Origin of the sequence: Kocuria sp. CPCC 205297, from assembly GCF_040981035.1 — a bacterium.
Classification (GTDB): Bacteria; Actinomycetota; Actinomycetes; order Actinomycetales; family Micrococcaceae; genus Kocuria; species Kocuria marina.
This window is the reverse complement of the sequence record NZ_JAVKPY010000010.1, coordinates 95,117-118,743: the sequence shown is the minus strand read 5'-3', so window position 1 is coordinate 118,743 and position 23,627 is coordinate 95,117. Positions and strand designations below refer to the sequence as shown.

At 69.2% G+C, this 23,627-nt stretch carries 16 protein-coding genes; 9 read left to right on the top strand and 7 right to left on the bottom strand.

Annotation, left to right across the window (positions count from 1 at the left end; all coding sequences use genetic code 11):
- Positions 1-32: 32 nt before the first annotated feature.
- Together narH and RF650_RS10800 are read right to left on the bottom strand one after the other, a co-directional pair.
- Complete coding sequence (gene narH / locus RF650_RS10805; protein WP_368814905.1) at positions 33-1,775, bottom strand: nitrate reductase subunit beta; 1,743 nt, start codon at positions 1,773-1,775, stop codon at positions 33-35.
- Positions 1,775-5,509, bottom strand: a complete 3,735-nt coding sequence (locus RF650_RS10800) for a nitrate reductase subunit alpha (protein ID WP_131333534.1) — start codon at positions 5,507-5,509, stop codon at positions 1,775-1,777. Before RF650_RS10800 ends, narH begins: the two co-directional genes overlap by 1 nt.
- Positions 5,510-5,917: 408 nt before the next feature.
- Here RF650_RS10800 and RF650_RS10795 point away from each other — a divergent pair, with 408 nt between their 5' ends.
- The 3 genes from RF650_RS10795 to RF650_RS10785 are packed head-to-tail and all read left to right on the top strand — an operon-like array spanning position 5,918 to position 8,333.
- Positions 5,918-6,307: a hypothetical protein gene (locus RF650_RS10795; protein ID WP_131333536.1), complete on the top strand. Its 390-nt coding sequence runs from the start codon at positions 5,918-5,920 to the stop codon at positions 6,305-6,307.
- Positions 6,308-6,310: 3 nt separating this feature from the next.
- A complete protein-coding gene (locus RF650_RS10790; RefSeq protein ID WP_368814904.1) occupies positions 6,311-6,919 on the top strand; it encodes a molybdenum cofactor guanylyltransferase in 609 nt (202 codons plus the stop codon).
- Between the two features lie 22 nt (positions 6,920-6,941).
- Positions 6,942-8,333: a molybdopterin molybdotransferase MoeA gene (locus tag RF650_RS10785; protein ID WP_313362126.1), complete on the top strand. Its 1,392-nt coding sequence runs from the start codon at positions 6,942-6,944 to the stop codon at positions 8,331-8,333.
- Between the two features lie 286 nt (positions 8,334-8,619).
- Here RF650_RS10785 and RF650_RS10780 read toward each other — a convergent pair whose 3' ends face one another.
- Complete coding sequence (locus tag RF650_RS10780; RefSeq protein ID WP_368814903.1) at positions 8,620-9,123, bottom strand: DUF456 domain-containing protein; 504 nt, start codon at positions 9,121-9,123, stop codon at positions 8,620-8,622.
- Between the two features lie 245 nt (positions 9,124-9,368).
- Here RF650_RS10780 and RF650_RS10775 point away from each other — a divergent pair, with 245 nt between their 5' ends.
- Positions 9,369-12,116 carry a multicopper oxidase domain-containing protein gene (locus tag RF650_RS10775; protein WP_368814902.1) on the top strand — a complete coding sequence of 916 codons (2,748 nt, stop codon included), beginning with the start codon at positions 9,369-9,371 and terminating at the stop codon, positions 12,114-12,116.
- 53 nt (positions 12,117-12,169) lie between these two features.
- Here RF650_RS10775 and RF650_RS10770 read toward each other — a convergent pair whose 3' ends face one another.
- The gene (locus RF650_RS10770) at positions 12,170-17,248 is read right to left on the bottom strand and encodes an NAD-glutamate dehydrogenase (protein WP_368814901.1); all 5,079 of its coding nucleotides are present in this window, start codon (positions 17,246-17,248) and stop codon (positions 12,170-12,172) included.
- 340 nt (positions 17,249-17,588) lie between these two features.
- Here RF650_RS10770 and RF650_RS10765 point away from each other — a divergent pair, with 340 nt between their 5' ends.
- On the top strand, positions 17,589-18,422 hold the full coding sequence (locus tag RF650_RS10765; RefSeq protein ID WP_167318880.1) for a formate/nitrite transporter family protein: 834 nt from the start codon (positions 17,589-17,591) through the stop codon (positions 18,420-18,422).
- A 13-nt stretch (positions 18,423-18,435) separates the two neighbouring features.
- On the opposite strand, the gene RF650_RS10760 is transcribed toward RF650_RS10765, so the two are convergent.
- Both RF650_RS10760 and RF650_RS10755 read right to left on the bottom strand, forming a co-directional pair.
- Entirely contained in the window at positions 18,436-18,981 is a 546-nt protein-coding gene (locus RF650_RS10760; protein ID WP_368814900.1) for a histidine phosphatase family protein, read from the bottom strand.
- Between the two features lie 197 nt (positions 18,982-19,178).
- On the bottom strand, positions 19,179-19,625 hold the full coding sequence (locus RF650_RS10755) for a YsnF/AvaK domain-containing protein (RefSeq protein ID WP_368814899.1): 447 nt from the start codon (positions 19,623-19,625) through the stop codon (positions 19,179-19,181).
- A gap of 105 nt (positions 19,626-19,730) precedes the next feature.
- On the opposite strand from RF650_RS10755, the gene RF650_RS10750 reads away from it, so the two are divergent.
- From RF650_RS10750 to RF650_RS10740, 3 genes are all read left to right on the top strand, one after another.
- Positions 19,731-20,366 (top strand): tetratricopeptide repeat protein, encoded by a 636-nt coding sequence (locus RF650_RS10750; RefSeq protein WP_368814898.1) that lies wholly within the window; start codon positions 19,731-19,733, stop codon positions 20,364-20,366.
- The gene (locus RF650_RS10745; RefSeq protein ID WP_368814897.1) at positions 20,363-21,430 is read left to right on the top strand and encodes an aldo/keto reductase family oxidoreductase; all 1,068 of its coding nucleotides are present in this window, start codon (positions 20,363-20,365) and stop codon (positions 21,428-21,430) included. The genes RF650_RS10750 and RF650_RS10745 overlap by 4 nt, the downstream gene beginning before the upstream one ends.
- A 183-nt stretch (positions 21,431-21,613) precedes the next feature.
- Entirely contained in the window at positions 21,614-22,165 is a 552-nt protein-coding gene (locus RF650_RS10740; RefSeq protein ID WP_064845577.1) for a DUF2617 family protein, read from the top strand.
- A gap of 33 nt (positions 22,166-22,198) precedes the next feature.
- Here the strand turns inward: RF650_RS10740 and RF650_RS10735 are convergent, their stop codons facing one another.
- Positions 22,199-22,675 (bottom strand): thioesterase family protein, encoded by a 477-nt coding sequence (locus tag RF650_RS10735; RefSeq protein ID WP_131333552.1) that lies wholly within the window; start codon positions 22,673-22,675, stop codon positions 22,199-22,201.
- 117 nt (positions 22,676-22,792) lie between these two features.
- On the opposite strand from RF650_RS10735, the gene RF650_RS10730 reads away from it, so the two are divergent.
- Positions 22,793-23,431: a YdcF family protein gene (locus RF650_RS10730; RefSeq protein ID WP_239321661.1), complete on the top strand. Its 639-nt coding sequence runs from the start codon at positions 22,793-22,795 to the stop codon at positions 23,429-23,431.
- Positions 23,432-23,627: the final 196 nt, after the last annotated feature.

Here is a 23,627-nt window from a genome sequence, read left to right as displayed (position 1 = left end):
GGCCCTACCCAGAAGGCTCGACAGCAGCCCCATCACCGGCCCCCGCTCGCCCCGGCGGTGCCCTCGTCCGGTCGCGAACCCGGGTTGTCGGAGGTCGCCGCGAGCGACGCCGCATCTCGCTCCGGTTGCGCCGGGAACAGTCCCGCGGGGGTCCCGTTGCCGTCCCAGTTGAGCAGGTTCACGCGACCGGCCAACTGGTCGTTGCCCGTGGGGTCCTCGCCCGTCTGCCGTGCCCGCAAGGCTGCGAAGTTCTCGACGGCGACCGGCATGGGTCGGCCGGAGGCCTCACCGAACACGCCGGTCTGACCCATGCCCGGGCCGCCGTCCACGTCCAGGGAACACCCGATCTCCTCGAGGTTGTGGGCGTCCTCCACGTGGGCGGCGGGGATCACGTAGCGCTCGTCGTACTTGGCGATCGCCATGAGCCGGTACATCTGGCGGATCTCGGAACCCGTCATCCCCACGGCCTGGGCGATCGACTCGTCCGGTTCGTCCCCGAGCGTGACGTTGCGCATGTAGGCGCGCATCGCGGCGAGCTTGCGCAGCACGTGGGTGACCAGCTCGGTGTCCCCCGCGGTGAACAGTTCTGCGAGGTACTCCACCGGGATCCGCAGGGACTCGATGGCGCCGAACAGGTTGTCCGGGTCCTCGCCGTCGTGGCCCTGTTCCTTGAGCAGGTCCACGATGGGCGACAGCGGCGGGACGTACCAGACCATGGGCATGGTGCGGTACTCGGGGTGCAGCGGCAGGGCCACGCGCAGGGTCTTGGCGAGTGCGTACACAGGCGACTTGCGGGCCGCCTCGAGCCAGTCCTCGGGAATCCCGTCCCGGCGAGCGGCGTCGATCACCTCGGGGTCGCTGGGGTCCAGCATGAGGTCCAACTGGGCCTCGTAGAGGTCCTGCTCGTTGGGCGTCGCGGCCGCCTGGGTGACCTTGTCGGCGTCGTACAGGAAGATGCCGATGTAGCGCATGCGCCCTACGCACGTCTCCGCGCACACCGTGGGGATGCCCACCTCGATGCGGGGGTAGCAGAACGTGCACTTCTCGGCCTTGCCGGACTTGTGGTTGTAGTAGATCTTCTTGTACGGGCACCCGGTCACGCACTGGCGCCACCCGCGGCACCGGTCCTGGTCCACGAGCACGATCCCGTCCTCGGACCGTTTGTAGATGGCGCCGGACGGGCACGAGGCCATGCAGGACGGGTTGAGGCAGTGCTCGCACAACCGCGGCAGGTAGAACATGAACGTCTGTTCGAACTCGAACTTGATCCGGTCGTTCGCCTCGTCCCGCAGCTTCTGCACCACGGGGTCCAGGTGACCCATCTCGGTGGCGCCACCGAGATCGTCGTCCCAGTTGGCGGACCACTCAATGTTGGTGTCCTCACCCGTGATGAGGGACTTGGGCCGGGCCACGGGGAAGTCGTCACTCGCGGGGGCGTTGACCAGGTTCTCGTAGTCGTAGGTCCACGGCTCGTAGTAGTCCGCGAGTTCCGGCTGCACCGGGGACGCGAACAACTGCGCGAGTTTCTTGAGCCGGCCACCGGACTTGAGCTTGAGGTTGCCGCGCCGGTTCAGTTCCCAGCCGCCCTTCCACCGCTCCTGGTCCTCGTAGCGGCGCGGGTAGCCCTGACCGGGGCGGGTCTCCACGTTGTTGAACCACACGTACTCGGTGCCCGCCCGGTTGGTCCACGCCTGCTTGCACGTGACCGAACAGGTGTGACAACCGATGCACTTGTCCAGGGTCATCACCATGGCAACTTGGGACATCACACGCATCAGTACTCGACCTCCTGGGAACGCTTGCGGACCACGGACACGATGTCCCGTTGGTTTCCGGTGGGCCCCATGTAGTTGAAGGCCCAGGACAGGTGGGCGTAGCCACCGATCATGTGGGTGGGTTTGACCAGGATGCGCGTGACGGAGTTGTGGATCCCGCCGCGCTTGCCCGTGGTCTCGGACTTGGGGACGTCGATCGTGCGCTCCTGTGCGTGGTGGACGTACACCACGCCCTCCGGCATGCGGTGGGAGACCACCGCACGGCCCACGAACACGCCGTTGGTGTTGACGCACTCGACCCAGTCGTTGTCCTTGACCTCGATCGCGCGGGCGTCCTGCGGGGCCATCCACACAGTGGTGCCACCGCGGGAGAGGGACAACATGAACAGGTTGTCCTGGTACTCGGAGTGGATGGACCACTTGTTGTGCGGGGTCAGGTAGCGCACTGCGATCGACAGTTCGCCCTTCTTCCCGAGCTGTGGTTCACCGAAGAGCCGGTGCATGTCCAGCGGGGGCCGGTAGATGGGCAGCATCTCCCCCATGTCCTTGAGCCAGTCGTGGTCCAGGAAGAAGTGCATGCGCCCGGTCAGGGTGTGGAACGGCTTGAGGCGTTCGATGTTCACCGTGAACGGCGCGTACCTGCGGCCACCGGTCTCGGAACCGGACCACTCGGGGGACGTGATCACGGGCACGGGGGCCTGCTGGGTCTCCGTGAAGGTGATCACCTTCTCCTCCGAGCCCCGGGAGAGGTCCGCGAGCGGTTTGCCCACGCGCTTCTCGAGGGTCTCGAAGCCCTGGGTCGCGAGCGCGCCGTTGGTGGTCCCGGACAGGCTCAGGATGGCCTCCGCCATCCGGGCGTCCGAGTCCAACGCGGGGCGGCCTTCGGCCGGGCCGGAGTCGAACACGCCGTGCTGACGGCCCAGCCGGTCCACGACCCCGGTGACGTCGAACGTGACGTTCTTGGTGGTCAGCCCGAGCTTGTCCGCGAGCGGGCCGAGCGCCACGAACTTGTCCCCGATGGCCGTGTAGTCACGCTCCACGAGCTTCAGTTGGGGCAAGTTCTTGCCCGGCACGGCGGGAACGTCCGTGCCCTTCCACTCGGGCACGCGTCCGCCGGGTTGGGCGATCTCCCCCGGGGTGTCGTGCTGCAGCGCGGTGGCCACCACGTCCTTGCGGGTGTCCAGGTGCCCGGCCGAGAGCCTGCCGACCTCGTCCGCGAGCAACTGGAACAGCTTCCAGTCCGTCTTGGCCTCCCACGGCGGGGTGATCGCCGGGGTGAACGCGTGCACGTAGGGGTGCATGTCCGTGGAGGAAAGGTCGAACTTCTCGTACCACGTGGCCGCGGGGAAGACGACGTCGCTCAGCAGCGTGGAGGACGTCATGCGGAAGTCCGCGGAAACCAACAGGTCGAGCTTCCCCTCGGGTGCTTCGTCGCGCCAGCGCACGTCGTGCGGCTTGGACTCCGCGTGGTCCTGCCCCTGCACGCTATTGCTGGTCCCGAGCAGGTGCTTGAGGAAGTACTCCTCGCCCTTCGCGGAGGAACCGAACAGGTTGGAGCGCCACAGCACGAGGGTGCGCGGCCAGTTCTCGGGGGCGTCCGGGTCCTCGACCGCGAAGTTCAGCTCGCCGTTCTTGAGCTTGGCCGCGATCCATTCGGGTTCCGACGCCGCTTCGCCGCGTTCCACACCCGCGATCGCCGCGTCCGCGACGTCCAGCGAGTTCTCGTGGAACTGCGGGTAGAACGGCATCCACCCGAGCCGCGTGGACTGGGCCACGACGTCCGCGGTGTGCATGCCTCTCAGGTGACCCTCCGCGAGCGGCGACTGCAGGGAGTCGGAGGAGTACCCGTCCGAGCGCCACTGGTCCGTGTGCATGTACCAGAACGCGGTGCCGATCATGAACCGCGGGGGACGCATCCAGTCGTTCGCGGACGCCATGGCCGCCCACCCGGTGATGGGGCGGGCCTTCTCCTGACCCACGTAGTGGGCCCACCCGCCGCCGTTGCGTCCCTGGCACCCGCACAGCATGAGCATGGCCAGGATGGCCCGGTACGTGGTGTCACCGTGGTACCACTGGCAGATGCCCGCGCCCAGGATGATCATGGAGCGTCCGCGGGACTTCTCCGCGTTCGCGGCGAACTCGCGTGCCGTGCGGATCACGGCCTCCGCGGGGACGGACGTGACCTCCTCCTGCCACGCGGGGGTGTAGGGGGTCCGTGCGTCGTCGTAGCCGGCGGACCACTCACCCGGTAGGCCCTCGCGACCCACGCCGTACTGCGCGAGCATGATGTCGAAGACCGTGGTCACCGTGCGCCCGGCCACCGTGGTGGTGGGTACGCCGCGGCGGATCGTGGAACCGGCCCCCGTGGGGTCGGTGAACGCGGGCAGATCGAGGTGGGTGACACCGCCGTCGTACCCGGCCGAATCCGCGATCGACAGCGCGGGCAGGGTATCCCCCAGGTCCAGGTTCCACTTGCCCTCGTCCTGGTCGTTGTAGCGGAAGCCCATGGAGCCCTGCGGGATGACGGCCTTGTGCGTGTGCCGATCCAGCAGGACGGTCTTGAACGCGGGATCGGCCTGCCCCGCGGCGGCGGGATCACCCGCTGCCGCGAGATCCTCCGCGGTGACGAACTTGTCCGGGACCACCGTGCCGTCCGCGCGCTCGTCGAGCGAGATGAGGAACGGGAGGTCCGTGTACTGCAGCACGTACTCCTCGAAGAACCGCACGCGACGGTCCACGAAGTTCTCCTTGAGGATCACGTGACCCATGCCCATGGCGAGCGCGGCGTCCGTGCCGGCCTGTGCGGGCAACCACTCGTCCGCGAACTTGGTATTGTCCGCGTAGTCCGGGCTCACCGAGACCACCTTGGTCCCGCGGTAGCGCACCTCCGCGAGCCAGTGCGCGTCCGGGGTGCGGGTCACGGGGATGTTGGAACCCCACATCATGAGGTAGGTGGCATCCCACCAGTCCCCGGACTCGGGGACGTCCGTCTGGTCGCCGAAGACCTGCGGCGAGGCCACGGGCAGATCGGCGTACCAGTCGTAGAAGCTGTTCATGACCCCGCCGATGAGGTTGATGAACCGCGCACCCGCCGCGTGGGACACCATGGACATCGCGGGGATCGGCGAGAACCCCGTGCACCGGTCCGGGCCGTAGGTCTTGATGGTGTGCACGTGCGCGGCCGCGGTCATCTCCACGGCCTCCTGCCAGCTCGCGCGCACCAACCCGCCCTTGCCGCGGGCCTGCTGGAACTCGCGACGCTTGACGGGGTCGTTGACGATCGACTCCCACGCGAGCACCGGATCGTGGTGGAGCTGCTTGGCCTCGCGGTACATCTGCAACAGCACGCCCCGGATGTACGGGTAGCGCACGCGGGTGGGCGAGTAGGTGTACCACGAGAACGCCGCACCGCGCGGGCACCCGCGGGGCTCGTACTCGGGGCGGTCCGGACCCACGGAGGGGTAGTCCGTCTCCTGCGCCTCCCACGTGATGATGCCGTCCTTGACGTACACCTTCCACGAGCACGACCCCGTGCAGTTCACACCGTGGGTAGAGCGCACCACCTTGTCGTGGCTCCAGCGGTTGCGGTAGAAGGCGTCACCCGCGCGACCACCCTCACGGAAGACGGCGCGGCCGTCCGGCGTCTCCTCCCAGCGGGAGAAGAAACGTCCCATTTTCAACAGCGCATCTGATGCCGGTCCGTCGATCCCGGCAGGGGTCTCGGTGGTTGCCATACCGGCATGCTAGGTCGATTTGGTATCGAAAATGCGTATTTTGTTCGGCGTGGCTCGGACATTGCGGTGAACCCGTGTGACGTGCGGGAATACGGCATATTTAGCTGGACTAATAAGCCTGGGTGCTGCCGCTGGTTCCCGAGGTTTTCAGGAGCGGTCTCGCGGTTCGCCGTCCCGGTCCCGACGGCGGCCGCACGCACGGCCCCCCAAGGCTGCCGGGCGATTCCCGACGGCGTCCGCGCACCGGTTCCCGGGGGCTCGCGAGGCAACCATGCGACGTCGTTCCCGGATGTCCGCGCGAATGGCTCCAGGCGCTCGCGGGCGACCGAGCGACGTCGTCCCCTCCCGGCCGACGGTGCCCGACCCGGTCGCGGAGGGCCGGGGCCCGCGCCCGTAGACTGGTGCCCCATGAAGTCGTTCGTCGCTCCCGTGCTGCTCGTGATCACCGCGCTCGTCCAGGCCATGGGCATCTACCCCTACGTCCAGGACGGCATCACGCTCACGGGGCAGCTGCTGTTCCCCATCCTCTTCGCGCTCGCGGCCATGTACCTGGCCCGCAAGGGTCGCCCCGGCGCGTTCGGCACGGCGCACATGGTCATCCTGGTGCTGTCCGTGGTCCTGGTGGTGCTGTCCCTCGTGGGCATGAGCCAGCAGCTCCCGTACTTCTACCCCACCATGATCCTGTACTACATCGCGTTCGTGCTCGTGGCCGTGGAATGCGCGCTGCGCATCGCCGGGTTGCCCAAGAAGTCGCGTGCCGTGGGTGCGGAGTCCGACGACGCCGCCCCCACCCACTGAGCCGTGCCCTCCTCCCCGAACGCGTCCTTGCAGTTGCCCTTCGACACCGTGGTCGTGGCAGGGGGCCGCTCCTCCCGACTCGGAGGCGCCCCCAAAGCCCAGTTGTCCTTCGAGGGCTCCACGCTGGTGGCCCACACGGTCGCGGCGGTGCGCCTGTTCGGTGCCGTGGTGGTCGTGGGGCCCGAGGATCCGCGGCTGTCGCCGGACGTATTACGCGCCCGGGAGGATCCGCCCTTCTCGGGACCGGCGGCGGCGGTGGCCGCGGGCGTCGTCGTCCTGGACGGCGTGAGCGGACGTCACGAGTGGACGGCGGTGCTCGCATGCGACATGCCGCATGTCGACCGCGCACTGCCCGCGCTCGTGCGGGCTGCGCAGGACGTCCCCCCGGAGGTCGACGGCGTGATGGCGTTGTCCGACGAGGGCCGGGCCGAGAACCTCGCCGTGCTGATCCGTTCCGCGGCGCTGAGCGCGGTGCTGCGCGAGGTGCCCACGGTGGACGTGTCCGTGCGCTCGGTGTGGCGTCATCTGACGTTGGACACCGTCCCCGTCCCCCACGCCAGCACGAGCGACGTGGATACATGGGAAGATGTGCGTAGATTCGACCTGCACTGAATCGCCACGTCGAGGAGACATCATGCCCGGACTTCCGCACCAGCACGATCCCGCCGCTCATGAGGACGACGACCAGCGCGAGAACCGTTCGGCGGCGTCGGAACCGACCGTGCGCTGGGCCTCGTGGGACGAGGCCCGACGGATCGCCTACGGCACCCCGCACTCCCTCCCCAACATCCTGTTGCCGCTGGCGAAATGCCTCGACGAGATCCTCGCCGAGTCCGTGACCGCCGAGATGCCCGTGCCCCACTACGCCTCCGCCGCAGCGGACGGCTGGGCCGTGGCCGGGGAGGGCCCGTGGCGGATCCGCATGCCGCGCCCCGCCGAGACCGACGAGCGCCTGCTGCTGACCCTGCCCCCGGACCAGCGCATCCTCCCGGTGGTGGAGCTCAAGCCGGGTGAGGCCACCCACGTCAATGCCGGGGACGCCGTCCCGTTCGGGACCCGCGCGGTTCTCGAGGCCCACCGGGGTCACGTGGTCCCCGCCGACCCCGCGGCTCGCGACATGCCGACCGGTGAGCACGGCCGCGGACCCGAGGAGGGCGACACCCTCGAGGACGCCACACCCGCAGCGACCCTCGTGAAGAACCAGGACGTCCGGGCCGTGGGCGAGGAGATCGAGCAGGGGGACCTCCTGCTGCGCGCCGGTCGCAAGCTCAACCCCGCCCACCTCGGTCTCGCCGCGAGCGCGGGCCACGACATGCTCCCCGTACGACGCCGCCCGCGCGTGACCGTGCTGCTGGGTTTCGCCAACGTGGTCGAGGACGGCATTCCCGGCCCCGGTGAGGTGCGCGACGTCCTCGGACTGCAGCTGCCCGCCGCGCTGCGCGAACTGGGCGCGAACGTGGATCAGGTCCGGCGCGTGGCCGACGGCGCGGACGGGATGATCTCCGCATTCACGGAAGCCCCCATGGGTGCGAGCTCGCTGCTCGACGCCCGTGCGGAGATCGTGGTCTCCACCGGCGGCACGGGTCATGGGGAGGACGATCACGTCCGTAAGGCCCTCGAGGATCTCGGGGCCCACCTCATCATCGACGGCGTGGCGCAAGAACCCGCCCACGGGGTGATCGTGGCCCAGCTGCCTGACGACGGTCCCGTGGTGCTCGCGCTGCCCGGTTCACCGCTGTCCGCGATGACCGGTCTGCTGAGTGTGGGGCACGCCCTGATCGCCGGGGCCAAAGGTGAGGCCATGCCGTTCACGCGCCGCGTCACCGCGGGTCAGGACCTTGAGGCCACAGGCCGCACCCGCGTGATTCCCGCCTACCTTCAGGACGGCCATGTGTTGCCGGAACCCACCGTGGGTCCCACGATGCTCTCGGGTCTCGCCCACGCGGATGTGCTCCTGGTGGTTCCGGAGGACGGCATGAGCGCGGGCCAAGACGTGGAGGTCATCCCCCTCCCCTGGCGGGGCTGAGGCGGGGGCGCCACGGGATGGACCTACGGGGTGCGTCCGGCCGCCAGGAACTTTTGGGTGCCCTGAGCCCCCCCCGCGCAATTTTCAGGCGCCGTGAGGCCATGGAGCCCAGCCGATGGTGGCTCCAGAGTGACTCGGAATTCGCGGCTGGCCCCGGAATGACTGATATGTCCAGGACAGCTTTGGAACGCCTGGGAGTTACTCAGCGGCCCGGGCATGGCTGAGAGTTACCGCGTGGCCCGGGGTAACTCATAAATTCGCCCGCGGGCGGGCACCGGGGTGGACCTCAGTTCGCGGTGACGAAATAGACGATCGCCCCGATGATGAACGTCAGCGAGGCCAGCAGGGCGCACGACAGTTCCACCAGGATGCCCACGCCCATGGCCTTCGCGGCCACCCAGGATGTGCTCAGTGCGGTGTTGAAGTCTTTGTTGCGCACGGTCTCGGACAGCAGGAGCCCCACCACGAAACCGATGAACAGGCCCACCACGGGGATCACGAACATCCCGATCACCGCGCCCACCACACCGAAGAGCAGCGTGCGGTTCGGGATGGCCCGGCGTTTGAGCTTGCTGCCGGTGAGCACGAGACTCGCGGACATTCCCGCGAGGAGGAGCGTGCCGCCCAGGGCGAGCACGACCCATCCCTCGGGGGCACGCACCACGAACGCCCAGATGATCAATCCGATCAACGCGGTGATGGAGCCCGGGAGCACCGGGACCACGATCCCCACGCAGCCGATGACGATGAGGACGGCTGTCGCGATGGTGGCGATGATGTCTGCAGTCACGCCCTCATCGTACGGGCAAGGCCGCTGACGAACGGCCCGCCGCGGCGGAACGCGGCGCGCGCGGGGGCCGTCATCGACTGCGCAACCCATGCACAACACCCGGCGGCACCGGTGGTTCCGCAGACCCATGGCCCGTGAACCGCGATCCGAACAGCGGTCCCCGTGGCGCTCCGGGCGGCGGTCCGGGCGGAACCGGCAGCCGCCTATTATGGTATTTCATACACCAATTATGGAACGGATTCAGCGTGCCCCCCATCAGTGCCCCGCAGCGGCCCAGCACCTCCACCGCCCGCAGGGGCCGCTCATGGCACCGCACCGCGGGCAAGCCCGTGCGCTGGTGGCTCGTGGCCCTCGTGATCGTGATCGCAGCGCACCGGTGGATCCCGGACACCCGATGGCTCATGGTGCACATGGTCACGCTCGGGCTGATCACCACGTCCATCATGGTGTGGTCCCAGCACTTCACCGAGGCACTGCTGCACCACAAGCTCCCGGACTCTGGCCGTCCGCGGCAGATCGTGCGGATCTACGGGGTCACGGTGGGCACCGCCCTGTTGATCGTGGGGATGCTCGCGGGGTGGCGGTGGCTCACTGTGGCCGCGGCCACCGTGATCGGCGTGATGCTCACCTGGCACGGCCTGGCCCTGCTGGCACAATCGCGCACCGCACTGCCCGCGAGATTCGGACTCACCGTGCGCTGGTACGCCACGGCCGCGTTCTTCTTGCCCGTGGGGGCGGTGTTCGGCACGATCCTGGCCCGCGACCTCTCCGCGACGTGGCACTCCCGGCTGCTGCTGGCCCACCAGGCCGTCAATGTCCTGGGTTTCGTGGGCCTCACCGTGTGCGCGACCCTGCTGACGCTGTGGCCCACGATCCTGCGCACCCGGATGCGTGACGACGCGGTGCGGTTGTCACGCATCGCTCTGCCCCTCATGGCCGCGGGCAGTCTCCTCGCTGCCGTGTTCGCGGTGCTCGGAACGGCTTCGCTCACGGCCGCCGCGTTGCTGCTCTACGCCGCCGGCGCGGCCACGGTGGGGTGGCTCATGCTGCGCACCGGGATGCAGCGCCGCCCCGAGGGTTACATGGGATGGTCCGTGGCCTCGGGCATCGCCTGGCTCGTGATGACCACGGTGCTGGCCGGGTGGCTCGTGCTGACCCGCGGGGTGGAGACCTCCGTGGCGCAGTCCCTCACGATCCCGTTCGTGGCGGGATTCCTGGTGCAGACTCTCTTCGGCGCCATGAGCTACATCCTGCCCTCGACCATGGGCGGCGGCCCCGCAACCGTCCGCGCATCTCTGGCCGCCATGAACCGCGCCGGGGTCTACCGCGTCACGGTCGCCAACCTGTGCATCGCGTTGTTCGCCCTGCCCGCCGGGGTCCTGCCCTCGTGGGTCCGCGCGCTCGTGTCGATCGTGGGGGCCGTGGCCCTCGCAGCCTTCATCCCGCTCATGATCTCCTCGGCCAAGGCGGCCATCGCCGCACGACGCCGCGCCGTCGCCGAACGCGCGGCCGGCACCGCACCCACGGACCGCACCGGGGCGACCGCTGCCGAGTCCTCCCGCCACGGGATGGGAACGGCCCCCCAGTTCCTGGCCGGGGTACTCACGGTGCTGCTCGCGATCGCCGCGGGGATCGCCGTCGCACCCCAGTCCGCGGGTTTCTCTCTCACGGGCAGCAACAGTTCGAGCGCGGAGGGCACCGGGGAAACCACCGAGATCAGGATGCATGCCCAGCAGGACATGCGTTTCGACCCGTCCGAGATCCGGGTACCTCAGGGAAACCGCCTGGTGATCCACCTGACCAACGACGACCCCACCACGGTGCACGATCTCGTCGTCGCCAACGGCGCCACCTCCGGCCGCCTGGACCCGGGAGCCTCCGCGACCGTGGACGTGGGAGTGATCACCGACAGGCTGGAAGGCTGGTGCTCGGTGATCGGTCACCGCTCCATGGGGATGACCGTCGACGTGATTCCCGTGGACGCACAGGGCCAAGAGGTCACCGCCACCGGAACGGATGACGCCCACGGTTCACACGGGCACGCGGAGCACACCGGAACGGACCCGGCGCAGGCGGCGGATCTCAACGCCGTCCCCGGTGAGGGTTTCACGACCCGCTCCCCCGAACTGGCCCCCGCATCGAACGAAACCGTGCACCGGATGACGCTGGACGTCCAGGAAGTGGCCCGCGAGGTGGCCCCCGGCGTGACCCAGGACGTGTGGACCTACAACGGTCAATACATGGGGCCCACGCTGCGCGGGAAGGTGGGTGACACCTTCGAGATCACCCTGACCAACGGCGGCACCATGGGTCACTCCGTGGACTTCCACGCGGGGGACATCTCCCCCGACCAGGCCATGCGCACGATCGCCCCCGGCGAATCGCTCGTGTATCGGTTCACGGCCCACCGTTCCGGGATCTGGCTCTACCACTGCTCCACCATGCCCATGAGCAGTCATGTCGCAGCGGGCATGTTCGGCGCGGTGATCATCGATCCCCCGAACCTGCCGAGCGTGGACCGTGAGTACCTGCTCGTGCAGAGCGAGACGTACCTCGCGGCCCCGTCCCCGGATCAACCCGGTCTCCCGGAGGGGGTCAACGCGGTTCTGGATCCGGAGAAGATCGCCGCGAAGCAACCCTCGTTCACGATGTTCAACGGCCATGCCACCCAGTACATGCACGACCCGCTCACGGCCCGCCCGGGAGAGCGCGTACGGATCTGGGTGCTCGCGGCCGGCCCGTCCCAAGGGTTGAGCTTCCACGTGGTGGGCGGCCAGTTCGACACCGTCTACACGGAGGGCGCGTACCAGCTCTCTCCCGATGGACCCGGTAATCCCGGTGGGACGGGTGGTGCTCAGGCCCTGGATCTCGCACCAGCGCAGGGCGGCTTCGTGGAACTCGACTTCCGCGAGCCCGGGACCTACACGTTCGTCAATCACTCGTTCGCCGAGGCCGAGCGGGGCGCCCGGGGGCTGATCCGGGTCCAGGAGTGAGCGGGGCCCGGGCGACGTCGCATCGTCACCCGGGCCCCCGGTCACGTCCCGACTCAGTCGGTCAGTGCGCTGCGCAGCGTCCGTAGCGCCACGGACAGCGCGGCGAGTTCGGCGCCGGCGTCTCCGCTGTCGGCCATGGACTCGATCTCGTCCAGGACCTCCCGCAACCGCTCGAGCCGGTCCGCGTTCTCCTGCTCCCACGCCTGGACCTTCTCCTGGGCGTTGTCCCCCGGGGAGTCCAGGGCCTGACCCGCGAGCGCCACGAGCGTGGAGTACAGGTCCTCGCGCATGGCGATCCGGGCCATGTTCTCCCACCGCGTGGTCTGCGGCAGGGCCGTGATCCGGTTGAGCAGGTTCTCCAGGCCGTAGCGGTCGAACAGGGCGAAGTACACGCGGGCGATCATCTGCACGGTCACGCCCTCGCCGGAACCCTGCGCGGTGTCGTCCGACGACGCCGCGGCGTCGCCGGGCTCGTACCCCGCGATGCCCTGCGCCTGGGCGAGCCGGGCAACGTCGAGCAGCGCGAACGCGTCGAGCAGTTCCGCCCATTCCACGGCGAGTGCGCGGGGCACGCCCTGGCGCTCGGCGAGCTCGGCCTCGGTCCGGGCGCGCTCGGCGGATTCCTCGCCCAGCAAGCGGTCGTTGCCGAAGCGCAGTGCCACGATGGGCCGGTACATCTCCACGAGCTCCTGGATTCCGGAGTCGGTGTCCTGGCGGTGCAGGAACCAGCGGACCACGCGGTCCAGCAGCCGCCGCATGCGCAGCGACATCCGGTTCCACAGCTCCAGGGGCACGTCCGCGTCCAGCTGGGCGTGGCGGGTGGCATAGCTCTCGAGCTCGAAGATCTCCATGGCCACAGTGAACGCGCGGGCCACGTCCACGAGGTCCGAACCGGAGTCGTCCACCACGCGGTACGCGAAGGCGATCCCGCCGTAGTTGATGATCTGGTTGGCCACCACGGTGGCGATGATTTCCCGGCGCAACGGGTGGGTGTCCAGTTTGTCATCGAAGCGCTCCCGGATCTGGGCCGGGAAGTACTGGGACAGCGTGCGGTGGAACCAGGGGTCGTCCGCGAGGTCGCTGTCCACGAGTGCCGCGGAGAGCTGGATCTTCGCGTACGCCGTGAGCACGGACAGCTCCGGGCCGGTCAGGGGCTGGCCCTGGGCGGCGCGCTCGCGCAGCTCGGAGTCGGAGGGCAGGAACTCCAGCTCCCGGTTGAGGTCCGCGTGCTCCTCCAACCAGTGCATGAGCCGGATGAACGTCTCGGTGAATTCCACACCGCGAGCGCGCTCGGTGGTCAGCAGGACGTTCTGGGCCACGTTGGTGCGGAGCACGAGTTCGGCGACCTCGTCCGTCATGGACTCGATGAACTCCGCGCGCTCGTCCGTGGAGAGCAGGCCGGCCTGGACCATGCCGTCCACCAGGATCTTGATATTGACCTCGCGATCGGAGGATTCCACGCCGCCGGAGTTGTCGATCGCGTCCGTGTTGACCAGGATCCCGTTCAGCGCGGCCTCGGTGCGCCCGAGCTGGGTGGCCCCCAGGTTGCCGCCCTCACCGATGACCTTGACGCGCAGGTCCTCGCCGTTGACGCGGATGGCGTCGTTGGCCTTGTCCCCGACCTCCTGGTTGGTCTCGGTGGACGCCTTCACGTAGGTACCGATGCCACCGTTGTACAAAAGGTCCGCGGGCGCGAGCAGCACCCTGCGCACGAGTTCCTGCGGGCTGAGCGACTCGACGTCGTCCTCGATCCCGAGAGCCTCGCGCACCTGCGGAGTGATGGGCACGGACTTGTCCCGGCGCGAGTACACGCCGCCGCCCTCGGAAATCACGTCCCGGTCGAAGTCCTGCCACGAGGTGCGCCCGGCGGTGAACAGCCGTTCGCGCTCCTGGTAGGAGGCCGCGGCGTTCGGGGAGGGGTCCAGGAAGATGTCCCGGTGGTCGAACGCGGCGATCAGGTGGATGTGCTCGGACAGCAGCATGCCGTTGCCGAACACGTCCCCGGACATGTCGCCCACGCCCACCACGGTGAACGCCTCGGACTGGGTGTCCACGCCCAGCTCGAAGAAGTGGCGCTTGACGGACTCCCACGCGCCGCGGGCGGTGATGCCCATGGCCTTGTGGTCGTAACCCACGGACCCACCGGACGCGAACGCGTCACCGAGCCAGAAGCCGCGCTCCAGGGAGATCGCGTTCGCGGTGTCGGAGAACGCGGCCGTGCCCTTGTCCGCGGCGACCACCAGGTAGGAGTCGTCGTCGTCGCGGCGCACCACGTTCTCGGGGTGCACCACGGTGTCCCCGGCCACACCGGAGGTCTCGGCCGACTCGCTCGCACCGCCCTCGGAGCCCGGGGTGGCATCACCGCGGGACGACGACGCCGTGTCCCGCGCGGTCTCGCCGGTCCCGTCCTGCGCGGTGCCGGTCTCGGCCTCGCGCTCGATGTTGTCGGTGACGTCCAGCAGGGAGGCGATGAACAGCTTGTAGGCCTCCCGACCCTCGGTCAGCCAGCCCTCGCGGTCGGTCGCGGGGTCCGGCAGCTGCTTGGGGAAGAACCCACCTTTCGCACCCGTGGGCACGATCACCGCGTTCTTGACCATCTGCGCCTTGACCAGCCCCAGCACCTCGGTGCGGAAGTCCTCGCGCCGGTCGGACCAGCGCAGACCGCCGCGGGCCACCTGGCCGAAGCGCAGGTGCGTGCCCTCCACGCGCGGGGACCACACCCAGATCTCGAAGGCCGGGCGCGGTTGCGGGGCCGCGGGGATGGCCGCCGGGTCCAGTTTGAACGCCATGGTGGGCCGGCTCTGGAACACGTTGGTGCGCAGCGTGGCCGTGACCACGTCCGCGAGCGCGCGGAACAGCCGGTCCGCATTCAGGCTGGGGACCTCGTCGAGCACCCCGGCCAGGCGCTCCAGGGCGCCGTTGCGCGCCTCGTCGCGGGCGGCGTCGTCGGTGAAGCGGGAGGGGTCGAAGCTCGCCGAGAACAGCTCCGCGAGCTCGTGGGTGGCCCGCGGGTAGTCCACCAGGGTGTCCGCGATGAACTCGAACGAGTTGGGGTAGTTCAGCTGCAGCAGGTAGCGCACGTAGGCGCGCAGCACGGCCACGGTGCGCCAGCCCATGCGCTCGGTGAGCACCAGGCGGTCCAGGCTGTCCGACTCGGAGCGGTTGGAGAGCACCGCGCACAGGGTGTGCTCGATGAGGTCCTCCGTCTTGGCGTCCTCGGGGCCCTGGGGGTCCACACCCTCGGGCAGCTCCACACCGAAGTCGTAGAGCTGGAACTCGCGCCCGTCCGCGGGGGTGACCGTGTAGGGGCGCTGGTCCAGCACGGTCAGGCCCATGTTGTGCAGCAGCGGCAGCAGCTCGGTGAGGGACAGCGCCTGGGTGAGGTAGATGTTCAGCCGGACCTGGCCGTCCGCGGTCTGCGCCACGCGCACCTCCGCGGGCAGGTCAGGGTCGCGGCCCCACAGCTCTTCGCAGCGCTTGAGGTCCTGGATGGCCTCCTCGATCTCGTAGTCCTCGCGGTACGAGCCCGGGAACGCGTTCTCCCACACGGGGCCCAGCGCACCGGCCTTGTCATCCTCGAACTCCAGGCCGATCGCCCGGCCCAGGGACTCGGGCCAGGAGCGCACCGCCGCGCGCAGGCGGGCTTCGAGGTCCTCGTGGTCGAAGTCCCGCACCTCACCCGTGTAGGGCAGCCGGATGCGGAAGAACAGGCGGGCCAGGGAGGAGGAGGTCAGGCGCACCTCGAAGTCGATGGCCTCGGCGTCGAAGACCTCGAACAGCTGGGCCTCGATGCGCTGGCGCACCGAGGTGTTGTAGCGGTCCCTGGGCAGGAACACCACGGCGGACATGAAGCGCCCAAAGGTGTCCTGGCGCAGGAACAGACGGGTCTGGCGTCGTTCGTTGAGCCCCAGCACACCCCCCGCGGTCTCGTAGAGCTTCTCCGCGGACATGTGGAACAGCTCGTCCCGTGGGTAGTCCTCGATGATGCCCATGAGGTCACGGGCGGAGTGGGAGTCCGGGAGGAAGCCGAAGCGCCCGACCACCCGCTGCACCTTCTCGCGCACGAGCGGGGTCTGCTGGACCGGGACCGAGTAGGCGTGACGGGAGAACAGCCCGAGGATCAGGTACTCGCCATCCACATCCCCGTTCTCGGCGAACGTGCGCACCCCGATGTAGTCCAGGTACTCGCGGCGGTGGATCGAGGAGCGGCGGTTGGCCTTGGTCACGAACACCACCTGGTGGTCGCGCGCGTGGGCGCTGCCCAGGCCCGTGAGCTTCTGGGCATGACCCTCGGTGCCCTGCTCCCGCAGCAGCCCCAGGCCCGTGTCCGGTCGCGAGTGCAGCACGGCGTCCTCGCCGTCCACCTCGAGGTCGTAGCGCTTGATGCCCATGAACACGAAATTGCCGCCGCGCAGCCACTCCAGGAACTCCTGGGACGCGCCCACGTCCGGCAGCCGCGAGCCGTCCTCGAACGTGATGTCCTCCAGGGGCGCGAGGGAGTCGGCGATGCGTCGGGTCTGCTCCAGCATGGCCTCCTGGTCCTCCGCAACCCGGCGCACGTCCGCCACGAGCGCCTCGATGTGGCGCGCGAGCTCCCCGCGGGCCTGCTCGTCCAGGGTGCGGTGCAGCTCCACGCGGATCCAGGACTCCACGGCGGTGTGTGAGCGCCCACCGGCGGCGCCGCCCACGAGCTCGTCCGTGATGGGGATCGAGGTGGTGTCCCCGGAGGAGACCGCGGAGATGTTGGGGACCTCCCCCAGGGATCTCAGCACGTCCTCGGAGTCACGTGCGGCGAGCAGCAGCGGGTGCAGCACGAGCTTCGCGCCGCCCCAGTTGGCGGCGATCTCCGTGGTCAGCGTGGACACCAGGAACGGCATGTCCGTGGTGACCATGTACAGCACGGTGTCCCCGTGGTCCTCCCGGACCTCGATGCACAGTTCGTCCGTCCGGCGGCTGCGCCCGACCTCCCGGTGGCTCTCCGCCCGTTCCGTGAGCACCTGCTGGTCCGTGCCCGCCATGTCCGCGTCCGGGACCGAGCGGTAGTACTCGTTGAGCCACGCCTGCTCTGCACTCCATCGCGGCCGCTGCCACACCGTGGGGATGGCCTGGGTGGTGGCTTGAGGAGAGGTCACTGCTGCATCACGCCTTAGCTGTCGTTGAGTTGGGATGTCACTCCACGGCGTGGCTCATGGTGCCCGGTGGGGCACGGCACACAGACCTCCGCCGGACCGCTCGCCCCGGAACCCATGACGTCTGCCTAACCCACGGCCACACTGCCGCATGTTCCACCACCATAGGACCCCGCGAGCACCGGGACCAGACGCCGCGCGTGTTCGCGCAAGCGTTGCACGGCCCTACACTCATGCAGTTACGGTTTTCCCCTCGCACCCCGCCCACCGGCGACTGCGGGTGCCCGTGACCCCGCAGCCGGGGCGCAGGCCCGCCCCCCCCACGACAGAAAGCAGAGCAGTCATGACCAACGTGAACCCATCGGATGTGGTGGCGAACGCCGTCACCGCCGGGGAGGCCAAGGCCACAGCGCCCTCCGGCGCCCTCGTGCTGCGCGGCGTGCTGGGCGGTGCCGTGCTCGCGGCCACCACCTCGTTCGCAGTGTCGGCCACCGTGAGCTCCGGCTCGCCCGTGGTGGGCGCCCTGCTCTTCCCCGCCGGCATCACCATCGTGATCCTCATGGGCATGGAGCTGCTCACCGGCGGCTTCGCCCTGACCCCCATGGCCGCGCTGCGCGGACTCGTCCCGTGGTCGGCCGTGGCCCGGTACTGCCTGATGGTGACCATCGGCCACATCATCGGGGCTGCGCTGTTCGCCCTGCTCTACGCGGGCACCCTCACGGGCTTCGGCTCCCACGACGCCGGCGCGCTGGGCAAGAAGTTCGCCGACACCGCCGCGGCCAAGACCACTGCCTACCAGGCCATGGGCTTCGCGGGCATGGTCACGGTGTTCGTCAAGGCCGTGCTGTGCAACTGGCTCGTGTCCCTGGGCGTGTTCATGGGCATGGTCTCCAAGGACACCATCGGCAAGATCGCCGCCATCTGGCTGCCCATCATGGCGTTCTTCGGCCTGGGCTTCGAGCACGCCGTGGTCAACTTCTTCATGATCCCCATGGGCATGCTCATGGGCGCGGACGTGGGGCTGGGCGACTGGTGGATCTGGAACCAGATCCCTGTGCTGCTGGGCAACCTGGTGGGTGGTTTCGTCTTCACCGGACTCGCGCTGATGTACGCGCACCGTCCGGCCCGCACGGAGGCCACCGAGACCGCGGCCGCTCGCCCCGGCGCAGAGCAGTAGTCCGGTAGGTCGGTCAGGGGGCGGCAGCCAGCTGCTGCGTGGTCACCTCGACCACTTCCCCGTTCTGCAGGCTCGGCAGCTCGACCCCCAGGATCCGGCCCGCAGTCAGGCGGATGAACGTCCCGTGGGCCACGATCATCACGTCCTGCTGCGGGTACCGCGCGGCGATCTCGCGCAGTACCGCGATCCCCCGCTGCACCACGTGCTCGGCCGCCTCACCGTGCTCCTCCATGAACGCGTGCCGCTCGTCCTCTGTCATCCCGGTGCAGTCGTAGCCCTCCGCGTCCCCGAAGGAGCGCTCCGCGAGGTCCGCGTAGGTCCCCGCCGGTGCGAGTCCGAGCTGCGCCCCGATGATCCGGGCCGTCTCCCGTGCGCGCTGCAGGGGAGAGGAGACCAGCGCGTCCCAGTGTCGCCCCGACGCCGCGAGTTCCCGGCCCACCACGCGGGCCTGTTCCCTACCCGTGTCGTTGAGGGGGATGTCCGTGCGGCCCTGCAACAACCGTTGCAGGTTCCAGTGCGTCTGGCCGTGGCGGATCAGGGTCAGGGTCGTTTCGCTCACCCCACCAAACTACCCCGCGGGCACCCGGGGTGCCGCAGCGGCGTCGTCCCCCTGTGGCGGGGACGCGGACGACGCCGCACCCACCGCGGGTGCCGCGGGCCGGGGGTTCCGTCGCGAGGGCGGACGACGACGGACCGGCACCCCGCTCGGAGATGCCGGTCCGTTGGAAGCTCTTGCCGCGGGCGACGCCGCGTGGCTCAGTGCGCGGGGCGCTCGTCCGTCTCGATGTCCACGCGCTCCTTGCGCAGGGTCTCCTCGATCACCTCGGTGCGCTCGACGCGCTCGGCGACCAGTCGGACACGCTGGTACGGGACCCGCATGGTCTGCACCACGGGCTCGGTGCGGTACAGGATCAGTTCGTCCTCACCCACGGGCAGCTCGCGACCGTCCAGGAACGCCTGACGCTCCTCCTCGGTGATGGGGGTGCGCACCACGTTGGCCTCCTCCGAGGCGAGGGTGACCTCCTGGCGGACGGGCTCACTCACCACGTACTTGCGCAGCCGGGCACGGCCGGTGACCTCCTCCTTGCGGTTGATCACCAGACGCTCCTCGTGACGGATCACGGAAGCATGCTCGTCGTCCGGGGCTGCTGCGTGGCGGGGGTCGCGCGAGTCCTGCCCCGGTGCGGTGTTCTGTACTGCCATCCTGACCTCCTGGGAGAGTGTGGTTTTGAGATTAGCAGCCGGGTTCCGAATCGGCTCACCATGTAGCATCCTTAGATTCTTACTGGGTCCCGGGAGGTTGATCTGATGAGTTACTCGGATGACGGCAACGGTTATTTCACGCGTGCTCTGGACGCCGAGGACCGCGGTGAGCACGCCCTCGCGGAGACCGCGTACCGGCAGGCCATCGAGCTGTTTCACGAATCCGGCGACACCGCCAAGGAACTCGCCGCGTGCCACTACAACCTGGGCCACATCTACGTGGTCATGGAACGCACCAGCAAAGCCGTGGCGGAATACCGCACCGCGCTCGAGTACTTCTCCCAGCTCCCGGGCAGTGGCAAGCATAAGGCCCGCGCGCACCTGATCCTGGGGTCCCTGCTGGTCGAGACCGGGGAGTTGCGCGCGGCCGAGACCCAGTTGTTGGACGCCCTGGGCCAGTACCTGGACGCCCCCCACGAACCCCGCGATCAGGCCGACTGCTACAGCAACCTCGCACGGGTCTACCGCGAGACCCAGCGCAACGCCCAGGCCGTGACCGCGTACAACCGCGCCGTGGACTTCTACGAGGAGGTCCCCGATTCCTGGCGCGACCGCTCCGACTGTTTCACGGAGCTCGGAACGGTCTACGAGAGCACCGGCAAACTCGACGAGGCCGCCGCCGCGTTCGCCGAGGCCGCCCGCCTGCGCCGCGGCGCCGAGCAGCAGGGCGGGCGCCCGTGAGCACTCCCCTGATCTACGGGTGCATGACCCTGGGTGGCTCCTGGGGTCAGGAGTCCGTCCCGGCGTCCCAGTACGACGCCGCTCGCGAGGCCGTGTACGCCGCGCACCGGGCCGGGTTCGAACTCTTCGACCACGCGGACATCTACATCGGCGGCGCCTCTGAAACCCTGTTCGGTCGCATCCTGGCCGAGGACGCCCTGCTGCGGCGCGCGGTGCGGATCCAGACCAAGTGCGGGATCAAGCTGCCGGGTAACACCGGGCCCCAGGGCTCACCCGTCCACTACCGACTCGACCGTGACTCCGTGCGGTCCTCCCTGGAGGGGTCCCTGCAGCGGCTCGGCGTGGACCACGTGGAGCGGTTGTTCCTGCACCGCCCGGATCCGCTCACACCCCTGGGCGAGACCGCGCGGGCCCTGGACGAACTGCACCGTGAGGGCCTGATCGGTTCCGTGGGGCTGTCCAACATGACGCCGCATCACGTGGCCGCGTTCCAACAACTGTTGAGCGTGCCCGTGACCGCGGTGCAGATCCAGATGAGCCTGGCGCACCGCGATTTCGTGGAGTCCCAGGTGCTCGCCAATCACCCGGAGGGGACCGGGGTGTCGTTCCCGGGTGGGCTGCTCGCCCAGTGCATCGCGGACGAGATCGAGTTGCAGGCATGGGGTGCCATGGCCGGCGGGATCTATTCGGGTGCACCCGCGCCCGCGTCCGGAGCTACGTCCGCGCCGGCTGCCTCGTCCGCGCCGGCTGCCTCGTCCGGGGAGGACGGAATGGGCGGTGCGGAGACCGGGGGTGCGGCGTCGTCCTCCGGCGGTGTGAACGAGGACCCCGTACGGCGGACGAGCGCCCTCGTGGAGCAGCTCGCCCAGCGCATGGGCGTGTCCCGCGAGGCCGTGGTGGTGGGTTGGTTGCTGCGCCACCCGTACGGTATCCGCCCGATGGTGGGGACCCTGAACCCGCAGCGGATCGCCGCGTGCGCGCAGGCGCCGCGGGCCGCCGAGCTCATGACCCACGAGGACTGGTACGCACTGTGGACGGCGGCGCGGGGCCGTCCGCTGCCCTGATCCAGCCCCTGTCACCGCGGCCGTTCCGGCACGCGCCGCGTCCGTGTGGGCCCGGATGGCATATATGCGTCGTCATCAAACGGTGACCTTCCGGTGCTTGCTCGCGCCCCTGCTTGGTGGATATTTTCTTCTGTAAAGCCGATGCGGCGGACTGCCGCGGGGCCGAAGAGGGAGAACAAGGCTATGGAGCATCGCTGGCTGACCCCGTTGCACGGGCATGTCGTGTGCCGCCCGGAACAGTTCGGGTACCGCACGGACCTGGGCGTGCTGGACGCACCGGCCGGGCGCTCGCTGCGAGTGGACGAGCACACGGTCGTGGAACTGCGCGTGGGTTCCTTGCACCACCAGTGCGTGATCACCCACGCCGGGGAGCAGTGGGTCGAGACCGTGGGTCTGTTCGAGGACACCGCAGCGCAACTGCCCACGCTGTGCAGCATCGCCCACCCCACGCCGTTCGCCTCGCACGTGGAAGTGGGCTGCACGGTCACCGAGCACTCCCCTCGCGGTCTGCAGCGGGAGCTCGCGCGCCTGCACGACACCCTGGATGCGGCGCCCCTGGCGGTGTGCGTCCAGGACACCGAGGACCCCGCGGCGGTCACCGCTGCCACGTGCCACGCGGACCCGGACTCCCACGCCGTGCTGTGGTGGACGTGGCGGGTCTTGCCGGAAAGCGGCCACATCCTGCGCACCCGCGCGCAGCTGCGGTTGCGGACCCCGGTGAAGCTCGCCGCCTGAGCGACGTCGGCGCGGTGCGCGGGTGTGCGCAGGTCAGAACGGCGACGGCCCCGTATACGGTTCCAGCAGTTCGCGCTGTTCGGGGGTCAGGCGCACCACCGTGCGCGTGCTCGGGAGGTAGAACGCGAGCTGGGTCTGCGCGCGGACGCAGGGAGCGCCGTCGGCGAAGTCGAGGATCTCGAATCCCAGGACCAGGGTGGCGGCCCGGGCGGAGACCACCCACACGCGCACATCCACGGGGACGTTGCGGTACGCCAGGGGGCGCAGGTACTTGACCCGGTGCTCGGCGATCAGCGCCTGGGTGCCCTCCGGGAGCACTGAGAACAAGGGGATCTTGGCCGGCAGGACCTGCTCGCCCGTGCCTACGGGGACGCCGAACGCGGCGATGCGCGCTTCCTCGAGCACACGGACGACCTCCACGTTGTTCACGTGGCCGTACGAGTCCATGTCCCCCCACCGGAGCGGAACCTGGCAGGTCATCGAACGTTCGAGGTGGTCGTTCGAGCGCATGAGCTGACTCCTTGGTGGGTGTTTACCGGTACGAGATGCAGAAGCCTCGGAGGGGGTTCCGCTGGATGAGATGATATCCGCGGCATTCCTGTAAAGCCCCGCATCGGAAGGACATCCGTGGCACACGCGGCCCCCGGGCAGACCCTCGCCAAGAAGCGGCGGTGGCCCCTGCTGGTGTTGACCGTCCTGACGATCCTCGTGGTGCTGTGGCTCGCGGTGTGCCACGCGGTGCTGGACAACCCCCGCGTGGATCCGCCGAAACGATCTGACGCGGTGTTCGTGCTCGGACCGCCGGACACGTCCCGTATGGCCTACGCGGAGGACCTCGTGTTCAACCAGCACGTGGCGGACACGCTGGTGATCTCCGCCCCGGACCCCCAGCCGTACGAACCACCGCAGATGCAGGAGTACTACTCGACCCGCCCGTTCTGCGCGCCCCGGGAGGGTGTGGAGGTGATCTGCTTCAAACCGGATCCGTCCACGACCCAGGGCGAGGCCATGGAGCTGCAGAAGCTTTTCGAGGAACGCGGGTGGGACACCGTGACCGCCGTGACCTTCACCCAGCACGCGCCCCGATCGCGGCTCATCCTCTCCCGCTGTTATCCCGGTGAGCTACGCATGTCCGCCGTGGACTTCCACATCACGGGCAAGAGCCTGCTCATGCAGTACCTGCACCAGACGGGCGGCTTCATCAAGGCCTGGCTCACACCGGGGTGCGATCAGCAGCTCCCCTGGAACCCCAAGTCTCTGGACTGACGCTTCACGCTCACGAATCGAGGGGTGGTGCGCGGACCCACCCACGCTGGTTCGGCAGGGCAGGACATGGCCCCACGCGGGTGACTGAGGCGCGGTGCGCCGACCGTCGTGAACGGATGGCGCGGGGCATGGACGCGCGGTGGTCGACTGCCGCGCACAGTGCGGATCCGAGCAGGTCGCCGAGGCGGCCTCCGCA